General features: G+C 72.2%; 15 protein-coding genes. All 15 read left to right on the forward strand.

What is annotated here, in order from left to right; translation table 11 throughout:
- The first annotated feature begins 178 nt into the window (after positions 1-178).
- Complete coding sequence (gene lxmK / locus KBX26_RS11400; RefSeq protein ID WP_030330391.1) at positions 179-1,261, forward strand: class V lanthionine synthetase subunit LxmK; 1,083 nt, start codon at positions 179-181, stop codon at positions 1,259-1,261.
- On the forward strand, positions 1,258-2,217 hold the full coding sequence (locus KBX26_RS11405; protein WP_210865396.1) for a T3SS effector HopA1 family protein: 960 nt from the start codon (positions 1,258-1,260) through the stop codon (positions 2,215-2,217). The genes lxmK and KBX26_RS11405 overlap by 4 nt, the downstream gene beginning before the upstream one ends.
- Before the next feature lie 102 nt (positions 2,218-2,319).
- A complete protein-coding gene (locus KBX26_RS11410; protein ID WP_030330389.1) occupies positions 2,320-2,502 on the forward strand; it encodes a hypothetical protein in 183 nt (60 codons plus the stop codon).
- A 71-nt stretch (positions 2,503-2,573) separates the two neighbouring features.
- Positions 2,574-2,762, forward strand: coding sequence for an LxmA leader domain family RiPP (locus tag KBX26_RS11415; protein ID WP_030330388.1), 189 nt, complete (start codon positions 2,574-2,576; stop codon positions 2,760-2,762).
- An 85-nt stretch (positions 2,763-2,847) separates the two neighbouring features.
- On the forward strand, positions 2,848-3,864 hold the full coding sequence (locus tag KBX26_RS11420; protein ID WP_081883762.1) for a methyltransferase: 1,017 nt from the start codon (positions 2,848-2,850) through the stop codon (positions 3,862-3,864).
- Positions 3,865-3,888: 24 nt separating this feature from the next.
- Positions 3,889-5,658, forward strand: a complete 1,770-nt coding sequence (locus KBX26_RS11425; protein WP_030330386.1) for an ABC transporter ATP-binding protein — start codon at positions 3,889-3,891, stop codon at positions 5,656-5,658.
- Entirely contained in the window at positions 5,655-6,620 is a 966-nt protein-coding gene (locus KBX26_RS11430) for an LLM class flavin-dependent oxidoreductase (RefSeq protein WP_030330385.1), read from the forward strand. The genes KBX26_RS11425 and KBX26_RS11430 overlap by 4 nt, the downstream gene beginning before the upstream one ends.
- A complete protein-coding gene (locus KBX26_RS11435) occupies positions 6,617-7,252 on the forward strand; it encodes a flavoprotein (protein WP_051708268.1) in 636 nt (211 codons plus the stop codon). The genes KBX26_RS11430 and KBX26_RS11435 overlap by 4 nt, the downstream gene beginning before the upstream one ends.
- On the forward strand, positions 7,249-8,145 hold the full coding sequence (locus KBX26_RS11440; protein WP_210865397.1) for a hypothetical protein: 897 nt from the start codon (positions 7,249-7,251) through the stop codon (positions 8,143-8,145). Before KBX26_RS11435 ends, KBX26_RS11440 begins: the two co-directional genes overlap by 4 nt.
- A 9-nt stretch (positions 8,146-8,154) precedes the next feature.
- Positions 8,155-10,746 (forward strand): pitrilysin family protein, encoded by a 2,592-nt coding sequence (locus KBX26_RS11445; protein WP_210865398.1) that lies wholly within the window; start codon positions 8,155-8,157, stop codon positions 10,744-10,746.
- A 10-nt stretch (positions 10,747-10,756) separates the two neighbouring features.
- Positions 10,757-11,233 carry a hypothetical protein gene (locus tag KBX26_RS11450; RefSeq protein WP_210865399.1) on the forward strand — a complete coding sequence of 159 codons (477 nt, stop codon included), beginning with the start codon at positions 10,757-10,759 and terminating at the stop codon, positions 11,231-11,233.
- Complete coding sequence (locus KBX26_RS11455; RefSeq protein WP_030330380.1) at positions 11,230-11,541, forward strand: transcriptional regulator; 312 nt, start codon at positions 11,230-11,232, stop codon at positions 11,539-11,541. The genes KBX26_RS11450 and KBX26_RS11455 overlap by 4 nt, the downstream gene beginning before the upstream one ends.
- 53 nt (positions 11,542-11,594) lie before the next feature.
- Entirely contained in the window at positions 11,595-12,746 is a 1,152-nt protein-coding gene (locus tag KBX26_RS11460; RefSeq protein WP_210862395.1) for a nucleotide disphospho-sugar-binding domain-containing protein, read from the forward strand.
- The gene (locus tag KBX26_RS11465; protein WP_030330378.1) at positions 12,743-13,666 is read left to right on the forward strand and encodes an ABC transporter ATP-binding protein; all 924 of its coding nucleotides are present in this window, start codon (positions 12,743-12,745) and stop codon (positions 13,664-13,666) included. Before KBX26_RS11460 ends, KBX26_RS11465 begins: the two co-directional genes overlap by 4 nt.
- Positions 13,663-14,517 carry an ABC transporter permease gene (locus KBX26_RS11470; protein ID WP_030330377.1) on the forward strand — a complete coding sequence of 285 codons (855 nt, stop codon included), beginning with the start codon at positions 13,663-13,665 and terminating at the stop codon, positions 14,515-14,517. Before KBX26_RS11465 ends, KBX26_RS11470 begins: the two co-directional genes overlap by 4 nt.
- Positions 14,518-14,561: the final 44 nt, after the last annotated feature.

Genomic DNA, 14,561 nt, shown 5'->3' on the forward strand with positions numbered 1-14,561 from the left:
CCCGGTCGTGATTATCTTCAACCACGCCGCTCGCCGGTACGACAGAAAGACAGTCGCAAAGGCAGGCGGAAGACCGGGTCCGGCACCCTCGCCGGAATATTCAACTGAACGTTGGCTGCGCCTTGGCGTGCCCGTCCGAGAATTGTTGGAGGTGGCGACGGTGGTCACGAAACACGTGATGCCGATCGACTTGGACTCGGTCCCCGAGGTTGACGAAGTGCTGGTGGAGCTGGGTGTCGGCCCGTTCGTACGGGACACTGTCTCTGCTCCAATCGGCCGTAACGACGCCTGGTCGGGAGTCACCGAAAGCGGTCGGGACGTTTTCGTCAAGCGCCTCACCGGACAGGTCGAAGACACCAAGAACAGAATGCGCAGGCTGCTCGACTTCGAAGCCTACGCCGCGAAGGCCAATTTCGAGAATGTGCACTGGCCGCAGTTCATCGGCAGCCACCCCGACCACCGGATCGTCGTTTTCGAACGAATCAACGACGCGGTGAACGGTGCCGCGCTGATGGTCGACGAGACCTTCAGCCTGGCCCACGCGCAGCAGGTCGGCCGGGCGATCGGCCACCTGCACGCGACCCCGCCACCGGAGGGCCTGCGCCTCGACGAGTCGCCGCCCGGGTTCCCGCCGGTCACGTTCCTGCAGGGCCTGCCGCTCTCGGTGTTCCTCAAGTCGAGTGCCGGCGAGATCGAGGCCTGGCGGCTGTTGCAGAACGACCCCGAGCTGATCGCCGCGGTGCAGCGCCTGCGCGACGCCGAACGGGACGCTCCCCGCGTCCCCTCGCACTGCGACCTGCGGGTGGACCAGTTCCTGGTCGCCGAGGACGGGTTGTTCCTCACCGACTGGGAGGAGTTCCGACTGGCCGACCCGGCCCGTGACGTCGGCGCGTTCGCCGGGGAGTGGGTCTACCGGTCGGTGCTCGACCTGGTCACCAATCGGGGCGACGAGGCGTTCGTCGACACCGAGTTCACCCACGAGCTGGTCCTGCAACGCGGTGTCGAGAAGATGCGCCGACTGCTGCCGCTGGTGCACGAGTTCTGGCGGGCGTACACCGACGTCCGGCCGGACATCGATGCGGGCCTCGCGGTCCGCGCGACCGCCTTCGCCGGCTGGCACCTGCTGGACCGGCTGGTCGCTGGCGCCCTGTCCTCGTCGCGGCTGTCCGCCATCCAGCGCGCCGCCGCCGGCGTCGGCCGCGCCGCGCTGGTCAACCCCGAGAAGTTCGCCACCACCCTCGGCTTTGGAGGTGCCCGATGACGTTGCAAGCCCAACCACTGGCCGGGGAACTGGCCCCCGCGATCCGGGACGCGGTCCGTCAGATCCGGGTCTCCCCGGACCGGACCACTGCCGTGATCGGTGGTCGCGAGGTCGTCGCCGACTTCCCCCGCGAGCTTCGCCGGTTGCTCGCCGAATCGATCTACAACGTGCTGCACTCCGGCCAGCCGGACGGCAAGGTGCCGACCCGGTTGCGGGAGGACGCACTCGAGGAACGCTTCACCGCGGCCGTGCCGCACCGGCAGATCCAGGTCGGGGCGGTCGTCCGGTCCACCGTCCAGCGCGACGCCGCCGGACGCGGACGGATCCTCGTCGAACGTGAGGGCCTGCGGATCTGGGCGCCGATCGAAGCGATCACCACGACCGGGTACGCCCCGGGCGAGCCGGTGCGGTTGGCCGTACCGCCGTGGCGGGCCGCGCTGTCACCGGGCTTCTTCCTGGTCGACGGTTCCCGGCAACGGGACACCTCCCGGGGCGTCCTGCGGGTCTACCTCAACGTCCTCGACGTGGATCACGCGGTCGAGGCCTGGCGCGAGGTGCTCACGTTCCTCGAAGAGCGCCAGGTGCCGTACCGGGCGAAGGTGCTCTCGGCCCGGGAGCTCTATCCCCGACGCGACGCGATAGTGGTCTACCTGGGCAGCGACTGGCAGCACGTCGCCGCCGACCTGGCGGAGCTGGCCCAGGGCCTGCGCGGCACCGGCCCCGAGACGTCGGTGTTCGTCGAGCGGATCGCCCCCGGCGTCGGCACGGCCTGGGAACCGGTCGACGGCAGGTCCGGCAGGCAGGGGCTGAGCTTCGGCCAGCACCGCGCCACCGTCCTGGCCGCGGCACTGGTGGAGGCCGCCGACGACCTCCAGCGGGTCGACTCGCTGATCGTCTCGCGCTTCCGGGAGGCCGGCATCGACCCGACCAACCCGGCCCGCAACACCACCGTCTGAAACCGACCGACAACACATCGCCAAGACCTGAGCTCGCTTGCTGGGAGGGTCAACAGGGGCGTTCCCAGTTTGGAGCTCAGTGCTTCCCCGAAGGAGAGAGAAGTGAACACGGACATCACCAAGAGCGACAACATCATGGAGCTCGTGTCCAGCTACGAGACCTACCTCGAGGCGGACGACGACCTGGGTGTCTCCGCCGTCGCGGACGCCCCGGCGACCACCTGGTACTGCGCGAGCGCCGCGGTCAGCTTCCTCACCGCCGCCACCTACGAGGCGACCTGCTGACCAGCTCTTCCCCGATCCCGTCCGCGCTCAGGCGGACGTCAGGTAACACCACGCACACAGAGGAGAGGTACATGCAGGAGAAGGCGAACAACATCGAGGAGCTGCTGGCGGGCTACGAGACCTACAGCACCGCCGAGGACATCGACCTCTCGGCCGTCTCGGACGCTCCCGCCACGACTCCCGGCTGCGCCATCGTCAGCGCCGGCGTCAGCTGGATGAGCGGCCAGGTGGTCTCGAAGACCATCGACGACGGCTGCTGAAACGAGTACCAGGTCCGGAGCGGCGGGCCGGAATCCCGCCGGCCCGCCGCTCGGACCCTGCCGACCCCTAGCGAGGTGCACCGCGATGACTGAGATCCCGCCCTTCCAGCAACTGTTGACCATGACCGACCTTCTGGTCCCGGCCGCCGTCCGCGCGGCCGCCACGCTCGGCATCGCGGACCACATCGCGGCCGGCGCCACCACCGCTGCCGAGATCGCCCACCGCGCCGGCAGCGCCCCCGACGTGACCGGGACGCTGCTGCGCTACCTGGTCGAGATCAAGATCCTGGAGAGCGGCCCCGACGGGGAGTACGCACTGACCCCGCTGGGCGACCCGCTGCGCTCGGACCATCCGCAGAGCGTGCGTCAGGTCCTGCGCAACGACGGCATGATCGGCAGCATCACGCTGAGCCTGCTGCGCCTCGACCACACGGTGCGTACCGGCCGGCCGGGCTACGCCGCCGAGTTCGGCCGGGACTACTGGGACGCGGTGAACACCGACCCGGCCTTCGTCGCCGAGTGGCGCGAGCAGGGCGAGGCCGCCGACGAGCTCGACAAGCAGGTGCTCCGCTGGGACGCCGGAAAGATCATTTCCGAGTACGACTGGAGCGGCGTCGACAGTTTCATCGACGTCGGCGGTCACCTGGGCAGCCTGACCATGGCCCTGGCCCGGGCCCACCCGCACCTGCACGGCACCCTGCTCGACCTGCGGAACGTGTCGGCGGAGGCCGGTCGACGCTTCGCGCGCAGCGACGTCGCGGACCGGGTGACGGCGGTGCAGGGCAGCTTCTTCGACCCGCTGCCGCCCGGCAAGGACGTGTACCTGCTCTCCGCCATCCTCGCGGACTGGTCCGACGACGAGGCGGTCCTGATCCTGAAGCGCTGCCGGGAGGCGGCCGGAGCCACCGGCCGGGTGCTGGTCGCCGACATCGCCATGCCGGTCTCCGGCCCCGGCTCGGAACTTCAGCTGCGGTCGATGATGCCGGCGCCCACGCGGACGGTCGAGGACATCGAGCGGCTCGGCGCCGAGGCCGGCCTCCAGGTCTCCTGGCGCGGCCCCGCGACGGCGGTCCGGACCCTGATCGAGTTCACCGCCCACTAGCACAGCTGCCGAACGGAGAATCCCATGCGACACCATCCGCCGGAGGCGCGGCAACAAGCGGACCGGCCGCTGCGCATCCTGCGCGACCTGGCCACCGGGCACCCGGGCACGATGCTGCTGATCGGTCTGCTCGCCCTGGCGTCCACCGCCGGCACCCTGGCGCTGCCCTGGGCGGTCGGTCGGCTCATCGCCACGCTGGGCGACGGCGCCGCCGACCGTTGGACGGTCTGGCTGATCGTCTTCGGGCTCGGCGCGGCACTGGCCAACACGCTCGCCACCTTCCTGCTCTCCCGGCTGGGCCAGCGGATGATCTGCCGGCTGCGGGTCCGCACCATGGGCCACGCGCTGCGTCTGCCGCTCGCCGACGTACGACGCGAGGGCAGCGGCAACCTGGTCACCCGGATCACCGCTGACACCTCGCGGGTCAAGAAGCTGATCGACGTCGGCCCGATCCAGCTCCCGATCGCCGGTCTCACCGCCATCGGCACGTTGGTGATCATGGGCTTCCTGGACTGGCTCCTGCTGGCCGTGACGGTGGGCGCGTTCGCGGTCGCCGGCGGCCTGATCACCCTGGTGGTCAAGCGACTGCGGCGCAGTTACGTCGCGGTGCAGGAGTCCACCGGCCTGCTGGCCCAGCGGTTCGTCGCGGCCGTCGACGCCGTCAAGGTGATCAAGGCGTACCGGGCCGAGGAGTCGGTGAGCGCGGACCTGGCCACCCACGCCGAGACCGTCGCCCGCCGCGAGATCGACGCCGCCCGGATGGAGGCCCTGATGACCCCGGTGGTCAACCTGGGCCAGCAGATCGCACTGGTCGCGGTGATCACCGGGGGCGGCGCGCGGTTGGTCGCCGGCACCCTGTCGCTGGCCGACTTCGTGGCGTTCCTGCTCTACCTGCTTCAGCTCACCGGCCCGTTCATGATGATCGCGGCGGGTGTCACGGCACTGAAGATGGGCACTGTCGCCCGGGAACGCTTCACCGGCCTCTTCGAGAAGCCCCAGGAGTCCGGCGGCGAGACCGCGCAGCCGGTCACCGTTCCGGCCGGTCCGGTGCCGGCGGTGCAGTTCGACCACGTCGACTTCAGCTACGGCAGCACGCCGGTGCTGCGGGACGTCTCCTTCGAGGTGCCGGCCCGGGGGTTGACCGCCATCGTCGGCCTCTCCGGAGCGGGGAAGAGCACCGCGGTGGAGCTGATCCAGCGCTTCGCCGACGTCACCTCGGGCAGCATCCGGGTGCAGGGCCGGGACACCCGCAACTGGCCACTCGCCGACCTGCGCGCCCAGGTGGCCTACGTGGACCAGGCGGCCAGCTCGGTGCAGGACACCGTGCGCCGCAACCTCACCCTGGGCCGTGGCGACGCGGCGTTCTCCGACGGGGAGCTGTACGCGGTGCTGCACCGCGTCGGCCTGGCCGACGAGATCCGCCGCAAGCCGCAGGGCCTGGACACCGTCCTGGCCGGCGACGTGGACCTCTCCGGCGGTCAGCGTCAGCGGCTCGCCATCGCCCGGGCCATGCTGACCGACGCCCCACTGGTGCTCCTCGACGAACCGTCGTCGCACCTGGACAGCATCAACGAGCAGAAGCTCCGTGACCTGGTCGACGACCTGGCCGCGACCCGCGCCGTGCTGGTCGTGGCGCATCGGATCTCCACGATCCAGCACGCCGACCACGTGGTCATCCTCCAGTCGGGCGAGGTCGTCGGTCAGGGGCCGCACGACGAGCTTCTGCGCAACTGCTCGAACTACACCGATCTGGTCCGTGGCCAGATGCTGGTCGGAACAGGAGCCCTGGCATGACGCACTACTCGATCATGATGCCGTTCGCGCCGCGCCGCCCCGAGCAGCTGCTGCCGTTCGCCGCGCTCACCCAGTGGAGCGAGGCATCCTGCCTCTGGCAGGGGCAGGGCAACGTCGGCGACACCCACATCAGCTTCTCGTACGCCGCGGCCAGCGGTTTCCGGGTCCCGATGGGTACCTCGGTCAACCTCATGCCGTTCCTGCACCCGTACGACGCCGCGCTGCGCGCCCAGACCCTGGCGGTGGCCACCGGGCACCGCGTGGTGGCCGGCTTCGGCCCCGGTGGCGCGTCGTTGCAGCGCGGCACGCTCGGTGCCCCGTACCGCAGCCAGCTCGGCGCGGTCCGCGAGTACGTGACGATCGTCCGGTCCCTGTTGGAGACCGGCAAGGTCAACCACCAGGGCGAGTTCTTCTCCTGCGGCATGGAACTGGGCACGTTCCCCCGCCCGGCCATCGAGATCGGGCTGGGCGTGCTGCGGCCCCGGATGGCGGAGTTGGCGGGTGAGGTCGCGGACGTGGCGATCACCTGGCTGACGCCGGCCTCGTACCTGCGCGACACCGTGGTGCCCGCGCTGCGCCGGGGTGCGGAGCGGGCCGGGCGGCCGATGCCGCGCGTGGTCGCGATCGTGCCGATGGCGCTGCGCACGCCCGACCGCGACCCGGTCGACCTCGCCCTGAACAGCAACTCCGGGCACATGCGCCTGCCGCACTACATCGACATGTTGAGCCGCTCGGGCATCGACGTGGACATGGCCGACGACCCGCGGGCCAGCGGTCGGGCCCTCGTCGAGGGTGGCGCCTTCCTCTACGGCGACCAGGAGGAGCTGACGCAGGGCATCAAGGAGTTCAGCGCCGCGGGCGCCGACGAGGTGGCGTTCAACCTGGCCGGGGTCTGCGTGACCTACGGGGCCAAGACCACGCTGGGCGAGCTGGAGACCATCCTCGGGAACGTGGCGCGATGAGTGCCGGGCCACCGCTGGAGTTCCTGGAGACACCGGAGCTGGAGCTGAGGCGGCTGCTGCTGGTGATCACCGGCTCGGCCGCGGCCAGCAACGTGCCGACCTGGCTGAACTGGCTCCGGGAGACGTACCCCCGGCTGGAGGTGGCAGTGGTCGCCACCCCCAGCGCCCTGCGGTTCGTGACCCGGCAGGCGCTGAGCCTGCGGACCGACCACGAGGTGCTCGTCGACACCTGGGAGGACTGCGAGCGGGCTCGGCACGTCGAGCACGTCGAGTGGGCGGACGCCATGCTGGTCTACCCGGCGACGTTCCACTTCGTCGCCCGGCTCGCCCTCGGGCTCGCCGACAGCCCGGCGCTGCTGGCGATGCAGTGCACCTCCGCGCCGGTCGGCCTGTCACCGGCGCTGCCGCCCGGTGGCCTGGACAGCCCGGCGTTCCAGCGGCACTGGGCGACGCTGGCCGAGCGGCGCAACGTGGCCCTGATCCCTCCGCTGCCCGCACGCAGCCTCACCACCGGCCGTGACGACGGCTGGGTGAGTCCACCACTGCCGGAGGCGCTGCGCAGGCTGGAGGCCCGCCGTCGCGAGCTGGCCGAGGTGGACGTGCCGGTCCTGACCGGGGGAGCGACCCGATGACCACCGCCACAGTGACCGCGCCGGCCGGCCGGGACTTCGGCACCGGCCTGCTGGTCACCGCGGTACGCCCGGAACCCGCCGGTGGCTACCGGTGGCGGCGCGCCCCCGGGCCGCTGGCGCCCGCGCCGTTCGTGCCGACCGGCACCGCACCGCGCCGGCTCGGCACCGCACGACCGGGCGCGACGTCGGTGCACTGGGTCGTGGGTGAGCCCGACGGCGACGCCCGCACCTACCGGGTACGGGGCGCGACCTCGGTGGCCGCCGTCCTGTTGGGCAACGGCCCCGAGCCGGCGATGGCGTCGCTGTTGCACGGGCTCGGCCAGGCGCTGCGGGAGCTGCACGCGCAACCGCTCCCGCCCGGTGTCGCGGCAGGGGGAGCGCCGCGCGGGCTGGTCCGGTTCACCCGCTGGCTCAACGGGCGCTCACCGCACCCGCGTGGCGCGTACGCCGAATCCCTGCTGCGCTCCCGGCTCGGCGGCGCGGCCCTGGCCCGGGTGCGGGAGCACACCGCCCAGATCGCCGCCGCCGACGAGCGCGTCCTGTGCCACGGTGCGCCCGGTCTGGGCTCGCTCATTCCGGCGGAGGGGGAGTCGGCGGCCGCCGACGCGCTCATCGGCGAGGACGTGTGCGCCGCGCCCTGGTACTACGACCTCGGCTGGGTCCTCGGTGAGCTCGTCGAGTTGCAGTGGTATCTCGGCGGAGACCGGCCGGCGTGGCAACTGTTGATCAACGCGTTGCTCGACGGTTACGGCCGCGAACTCGACGACCGGTGGCGCGAGACCGTCGCGTTCCGGGTGCTGCTGCACGTGCACGACTACATCAGCTACGTCGGCTGGGAGCCGAAGGTCTTCGACAAATACACCGGGTTCGCCCGGCACCTGCTGTCCTCCTGAGGAAAACCCATGACTGTCCCGGTTGGGTCACGGCCCGCTCATCCGCTGCACCGGCGCACGCTGCCGAACGGCCTGCGCGTGGTGCTCCTGCCCCACTGGCCGACCCCCCGGTGCGCGGTGAGCGTCCACTACGGCACCGGCTTCCGGGCCGAGTCGCCGGGCAGCGAGGGGATCGCCCACCTCGTCGAGCACCTGATGTTCCGGGGCAGCGAGAGCCTGCCGGACGGGCGGTTCTACGACGACCTGCACCCGCTCGGCGGTACGGCCAACGGCACCACGCACGCCGACTACACCGACTACTTCCAGGTGGTGCCGGCCGCGGCGCTGGAACAGGCGCTGTTCCGGGAGGCGGACCGGATGCGCGCGCCGCGGTTCACCGACGCCGAGCTGGCCAGTCAGCTCGTCGAGGTGGGCCGCGAGATCGAGAGCATGCGGGACAGTCGGCTGTACGGCAAGCTGCCGTGGCCGGGCCTGCCCGAGGTGATGTTCCGGTCGTTCGCCAACGCCCACGACGGGTACGGCGACGTGGCCAGGCTGCGGACGTTGACGGTCGACGACTGCGCCGCCTTCTTCGACGCGCACTACGTACCCGCGAACGCGGTTCTCACGATCGTGACCCCGCACCCGGCGGCGGCGGTCTGGCCGCTGGTGGAGCGGCACTTCGCGGGCGTGCCCGCCCGGCCGGCGGACCCGCCGCCGTGGATCGCCGAGCCACCGCCGGACTCCGACCGGCAGGTCCGTCAGCGGGTCCCCGACGCGACGCGGACCGCGCTGGCACTCGGCTACCGACTGCCTGATCCGCTGCGCGAGCTGCCGGACTACGTGGCGTGCATGGTGCTGGGCTGGATGACCACCCGGTGGCGGCCGCCGCGCTCCGGCGTACGCGCCAGCGCCGGCTGCGGCTTCTTCGGGCCGCTCGACGCGTTGGCACCGGATGCCTTCGTGGTGACCGCCGTGCTGCCGGACGACGTGACGCCGGACGGCTTCGTCGCCGACCTGGCGGCCGAGTGGTCGGGCCTCGGCGATCCGGCGCGGGCCGGGGCCGAAGTGCGACGGGCGGTTGCCGAACTGGCCGGGCAGCACCGCCGGCGGCATGCCCGGCTGGAGGAGCGCTGCCGCGCGCTGGGCCGCTTCGAGCTGCTGTTCGGTCGGGCGGAGCTGGTCGACGACCTGCCCCGCCTGATCGCGGACACCTCGGCTGAGCGGGTGTCCCGGGCCGCTGCGGCGCTTGCCGCCGCGCCGAGCGCGCTGCTCGTCGCCGGCCCGCACGGGGAGGGTCGGCCCATCCGGCGGCCGGACTTCGCAGCGGTCGGGGCGCCGGGCCGGCGTCCGGGCCGGGCCCGGCGCACCGCCGCGCAGCTCGGTTCCAGCCCTGGCGGGCCGCGCCAGCTGCCCGAGCTGGGCGCGGCCGTCCCGCCGACGCTGACCGGGGCGCGGGAGATCAGCCTCGGCAACGGTCTGCGGGTCATCGCGATCCCCGATCGCCGGGCCGAGCTGGTGGAGCTGCGGTTGCGGCTACCGCTCGGGCCGGACGGCTGGCGTGATCCGCGGCGGGCCGCCGAGCTGCTGCGGGTCCTCGGCGCGCACACCGACGCGGCCCGGCGGGTCGCCGCCATCGGCGGTGAGGTGCAGCTGGCGCAGGACGGCCAGTGGGCCGACCTGAGCGCGTGGGCGCCGGTCGCGCAGTTGCCGGCGTTGCTGCGCGTGGTGGCCGACGTGCTGGTTCCCGGGCCGCTGCCGGAGTGGCGACCGCTGCCGCCGGCCCGGCCCGCGCCGGTCGCCCCACAGCAGCGGATGGACGAGGCGCTGCGCCGGCACTGGGCCGGTCGGACCGGGCCGGCACCGGTCGACCCGAGCGCGCTGCACCGGCGGGTGTTCCGACCGCAGCACGCCACGCTGGTCATCGTCGGCGCCGCCGACGCCGAGGTGCTCCTCGCCCCGGTCGCCGACGTCCTGGGCAGCTGGCCGGCCGGGCCCGCTGCCCGACCGGCACCGGACGATCCCGGGCCGCAGCTGCTGCTGTTGCGGGAGGCGGCCGGCGACACCGTCCATCTCACGCTCTCCGGGCGTGAGCCCGAGGTCGGGTCGGCGGAGCCCGCCCGGTATCTGACCACCGCGCTGCTGGGCGGGCACACCTCCGCCCGGCTGGCCGAGCGGTGTCGTCGCCTGGGCCACGCCGATGTCATGGTGGCGCGTCGCGACGTGCTGGCCGGGTACCGGCGGGCGTCCGTGCGGCTGGCAGTGCCGCGGGACCGGATCGACGAGGCGGTGGCGGGGGTCCGTGCGGAGGTTGCCGCGCTGATCGCCGAGCCGCCGTCGCAGGAGGAGCTGGCGGCCGTGCGCCGGTACTGCTCGGCGCAGTTGCTGTCGGCCTTCGACTCACCGGCGGGGCTGGCGGACGCGCTGCGGCACACCACGGCATCGGGGCGCGGACTGGACTGGGTGGTGCGACGGCCCGAGCTGCTGCGTACGCCACGACCCGTGGACGTGTCCGCCGCTGCCCGGGACCTCTTCGGCGCGCTGAGTCACACCGTCGTGCTGGGTGACCCGCCCGCCGACTTTTCGACCTATCGACTTGCCGCTGTGGAAAGTCGAGCCTAGACTTTCCATTATGGAAACAGGAGGAATCATGAACCGGATAGGCCCGCAGGAAGCGCGCCAGGCACTGGTCCAGGTCGCCGGTGGCCGCGAGATCATCGCCGACCGGGCCGTCGCGCCCTGGTGGTACCACCTGGGTATCGGCCTGTCCCTGCTGTGGGCGTTCGCGGCGGTCTCCATCGGCTGGGCGTGGATCCCGTACGGCGTGATCATCGGTCTGCTGGTCGGGCCACTGCTGTTCAACCTCGCGGCCAACCACGTCACCGGCATCTCACTGGACCGCTACCACGCGACCCCCGGCGCCCGCCGGATCAGCGTCCGCGCCGGTGCGGCGCTGCCCGCGCTGATCGTGCTCGGACTCGCCCTCGAATGGGGTGCCGACCTGCGCGGCAGCATGGCGGTCTGCGGCGTCGTCATGCTCGTCATCACGATCGTCGCCGGCCATCGCATCGACGCGGCGCTCGTACGTGACCTGGGCCGGCGGGCATGAGGTCCGGCTTCGACGAGGTCATCCACCCACTCAACCGACTGCAGATCTGCGCCATGCTCAGCCGCGTCGAGTCGCTGTCGTTCTCGACCATCCGCGACGCCCTGGCGGTCAGCGACTCCGTGCTCAGCAAGCAGCTCAAAGTGTTGCAGGAAGCCGGTTACGTGACAGTGCGCAAGGAGTCATTCAATTCTCGAATCCACGCTTGGGTGGCGCTCACACCGCTCGGTAGAACTGTCTTCACCGCGCACATGGCCGAGCTTCGCCGAGTCGCCGACAGCGTGGTGACCGACGACCGCCCCCGTCCGTAGCGACCCGATCGTTCGCACCGGCGGCGGCCAACCTGGAAGAGGGGGGAACAACCGTGACGCCAGCCCACTCGCCGCCCGGAGCCCACATCGCCTTCATGTCCGTGCCGCTGCACGGTCACGTGAACCCCATGCTCGGCGTGGTGGCGGAGCTCGTCGGCCGGGGGCACCGCGTCACCTTCGCCACCGCACCCGCCTTCGGTGCGCTGGTCGAGGAGGCGGGCGCCGCGCTGGTGCCGTACACCTCGACGTTCCCGTCGCCCGGCACCCCCGGGCGCGGATGGCTCGCCACCGACGACGACGGCCGGCAGGCCGCCGCGGTCTTCGCCCGCGAACGCGACGTCGCGCTGCCGCAGGTCGCGGCGGCGTACCAGGGCGACCGCCCGGACCTGATCGTGTACGACACCGTCACCGCCCACGCACCGCTGCTGGCGAGGCACTGGCGGGTGCCGGAGGTGCAGTTCTCACCGACCCACGTCTTCTACTCCGGCAGCGAGGAGCAGATCGGCGCCCCCGTGCGGGTCGCCCCCGACGTCAAGCCGTGCGTGGTGGCGATGCCGCGATCGTTGCAGGTCAACGCCGCGCAGGTGGACGACTCGTACCTCTTCGTCGGCCCGGTGCCGTGGCGTCGACGCACCGACGGTGACTGGACCGCCCCGCCGGGCCGCCCGGTGGCCCTGGTCTCGCTCGGCACCACGTACAACACCCGGCCCGGTGTCTTCGCCGACTGCGCGGCGGCATTGGCCGGCGACGGCTGGCACGTGGTGATCGCCACCGGCACCACAGTCGATCCGGCCGCGCTGGGCGACCTCCCGGCCGGCGTCGAGGTGCACCGCTGGGTGCCGCAGGTGCGGGTGCTGGAACAGGCCGGCGTCTTCGTGACCGCCGGCGGCACCGGAAGCGTCCTCGAAGGGCTCACCCAGGGCGTGCCGCTGGTGGTGGTCCCGCAGGGCGTCGAGCAGTTCGTGACCGCCGCCCGCGTCGAGGCCCTGGGCGTCGGCCGGGTCGTCCCGCCCCGGGCCTTCGCCGCGGAAGCCGTGCGCGACGCGGTGCGGGCCGTCACGACCAGCCCCGAAACCCGGGTACGGCTCGACGAACTGCGCGCCGAGATCGCCGCCGCCGGTGGTGCCCGCGCCGCCGCCGACCACATCGAACTGCACCTGCCCCTGGCCGGGGCAACCCCTGTCGAGAAAGGACGCGCGGCATGACGAGCACTCTCACCGCACCGGATCCGGTCCGGACCGCCCCCGCGGAGCCGCCGCCCGTGGTGCGGGTAAGCGGGCTGCGGATGAGCTACGGCACCCAGCAGGTGCTGCGTGGCATCGACTTCACCATCACCCAAGGCCAGATCGTCGCCCTGCTCGGGCCCAACGGCGCCGGCAAGAGCACCACCATCGAGATCCTGGAAGGCTTCCGGCTCCGGTCCGCCGGTGAGGTCAGCGTGCTCGGCGTCGACCCCGCCCGTGGCGACGAGGCGTGGCGGGCCCGGCTCGGCATCGTCCTGCAGTCCTGGCGTGACCACGGCAAGTGGCGGGTCCGGGAGCTGCTGTCGCACTTCGGCTCCTTCTACCGGCCGTACGCGACCGACGGCGTGACCCGGCCCTGGGATGTCGACGAGCTGCTGGCCGCCGTCGGGCTGACCGAGCAGGCCGACAAGCCGATCGCCGCGCTCTCCGGCGGGCAGCGCCGCCGCCTCGACATCGCCGTCGGCATCGTCGGCCGGCCCGAGGTCCTCTTCCTGGACGAGCCCACCGTCGGCTTCGACCCGCAGGCTCGGCAGGAGTTCCACGAGTTGCTCCGAACCCTGGCCGACGCCCGGATGACGATCCTGCTGACCACCCACGACCTGCACGAGGCCGAGAAGTTGGCCGACCAGGTGCTGATCCTGGCCGGCGGTCGGATCGCCGCCCGGGGGACCGTCGCCGAGCTGGCCCGCGAGTTCGGCGGGGAGGCCGAGGTGACCTGGACCAGCGGCGGCCGGGCGCACAGCGCCCGTACCGCCGATGTCTCCGCGTTCGTGCGGCAGCTGATCCAGGATGGCGCAGAGGTCGACGACCTGCGGGTGCACCGGGCCGGTCTGGAGGAGATCTACCTGTCCATGGTGGCGGGCGAGGAGGCGAAACGATGAACGTGACGGGCAACGCCGTACGGCAGGGCCTGAGTCGTGGCGGCACCGAGCTGCGCCAGGTGCTCAGCAACGGTCAGGACCTCGGCAGCAACCTGGTGTGGCTGATCGGCCTGCTGGCACCGATCTACTTCCTGCGCGACAACATGCTCGCCGGCACCGACGTGTCGGTGGCGGCCTTCGTCCTGCCCAGCCTGCTCAGCATGTGCATCGGCTTCAACGGCCTGCTCAACCTGGCGCAGCAACTCGTCGTCGAACGCGAGGACGGCACGCTGCTGCGACTCAAGGCGCTGCCGCACGGGATGGTGTCGTACCTGATCGGCAAGGTGCTGCTGGTCGCCGGCATGGTCCTGGTCGCCTGGGTCGCGGTGCTCGGCACCGGCGCGCTGCTCGTCGACGGTCTGCACCTCGGCGAGGCCGGGCGGTGGCTCACCCTGCTCTGGCTGCTGCCGCTGGGCCTGCTGGCGATGCTGCCCCTCGGCGCGGTCTTCGGCTCGCTGATCGAGAGCCCGCGCAGCATCGGTCTGATCATGCTGCCGGTCTTCGCCCTCGCCACCATCTCCGGCATCTTCCACCCGATCGCCGGTTTCCCGACCTGGTTGCAGGTCGTCGCGCAGGTGTTCCCGCTGTACTGGCTGGGGTTGGCGGCCCGGTCCGCGCTGCTGCCGGAGAGCGCCCTCGCCGCCGAGATCGGCGAGTCGTGGCGGCACTGGGAGACGGTGGCGGTGCTCGGCGGCTGGGCGGTGCTGGGCATGCTGGCCGCGCCGGTGGTGCTGCGCCTGATGGCCCGCCGCGAGTCCGGTTCCACGATGGCCGCCCGCCGCGACCGCGCCCTGAGCCGCCGCGCGGCCTGACCCTGATCCACCCGTAGCTGTTCGATGTTCATCCGATCCCACCG

The sequence above is a fragment of the Micromonospora sp. C97 genome (assembly GCF_018070385.1).
In the GTDB taxonomy this organism is placed as follows: Bacteria; Actinomycetota; Actinomycetes; order Mycobacteriales; family Micromonosporaceae; genus Micromonospora; species Micromonospora parva.

Excerpts from the sequence above, each read along its gene's own strand:
- KBX26_RS11415 (WP_030330388.1), top strand. The coding sequence starts at position 2,574 with ATGCAGGAGAAGGCGAACAACATCGAGGAGCTGCTGGCGGGCTACGAG.
- KBX26_RS11425 (WP_030330386.1), top strand. The coding sequence starts at position 3,889 with ATGCGACACCATCCGCCGGAGGCGCGGCAACAAGCGGACCGGCCGCTG.
- KBX26_RS11430 (WP_030330385.1), top strand. The coding sequence starts at position 5,655 with ATGACGCACTACTCGATCATGATGCCGTTCGCGCCGCGCCGCCCCGAG.
- lxmK (WP_030330391.1), top strand. The coding sequence starts at position 179 with ATGCCGATCGACTTGGACTCGGTCCCCGAGGTTGACGAAGTGCTGGTG.
- KBX26_RS11445 (WP_210865398.1), top strand. The coding sequence starts at position 8,155 with ATGACTGTCCCGGTTGGGTCACGGCCCGCTCATCCGCTGCACCGGCGC.
- KBX26_RS11435 (WP_051708268.1), top strand. The coding sequence starts at position 6,617 with ATGAGTGCCGGGCCACCGCTGGAGTTCCTGGAGACACCGGAGCTGGAG.
- KBX26_RS11455 (WP_030330380.1), top strand. The coding sequence starts at position 11,230 with ATGAGGTCCGGCTTCGACGAGGTCATCCACCCACTCAACCGACTGCAG.
- KBX26_RS11440 (WP_210865397.1), top strand. The coding sequence starts at position 7,249 with ATGACCACCGCCACAGTGACCGCGCCGGCCGGCCGGGACTTCGGCACC.
- KBX26_RS11420 (WP_081883762.1), top strand. The coding sequence starts at position 2,848 with ATGACTGAGATCCCGCCCTTCCAGCAACTGTTGACCATGACCGACCTT.
- KBX26_RS11465 (WP_030330378.1), top strand. The coding sequence starts at position 12,743 with ATGACGAGCACTCTCACCGCACCGGATCCGGTCCGGACCGCCCCCGCG.
- KBX26_RS11450 (WP_210865399.1), top strand. The coding sequence starts at position 10,757 with ATGGAAACAGGAGGAATCATGAACCGGATAGGCCCGCAGGAAGCGCGC.
- KBX26_RS11470 (WP_030330377.1), top strand. The coding sequence starts at position 13,663 with ATGAACGTGACGGGCAACGCCGTACGGCAGGGCCTGAGTCGTGGCGGC.
- KBX26_RS11405 (WP_210865396.1), top strand. The coding sequence starts at position 1,258 with ATGACGTTGCAAGCCCAACCACTGGCCGGGGAACTGGCCCCCGCGATC.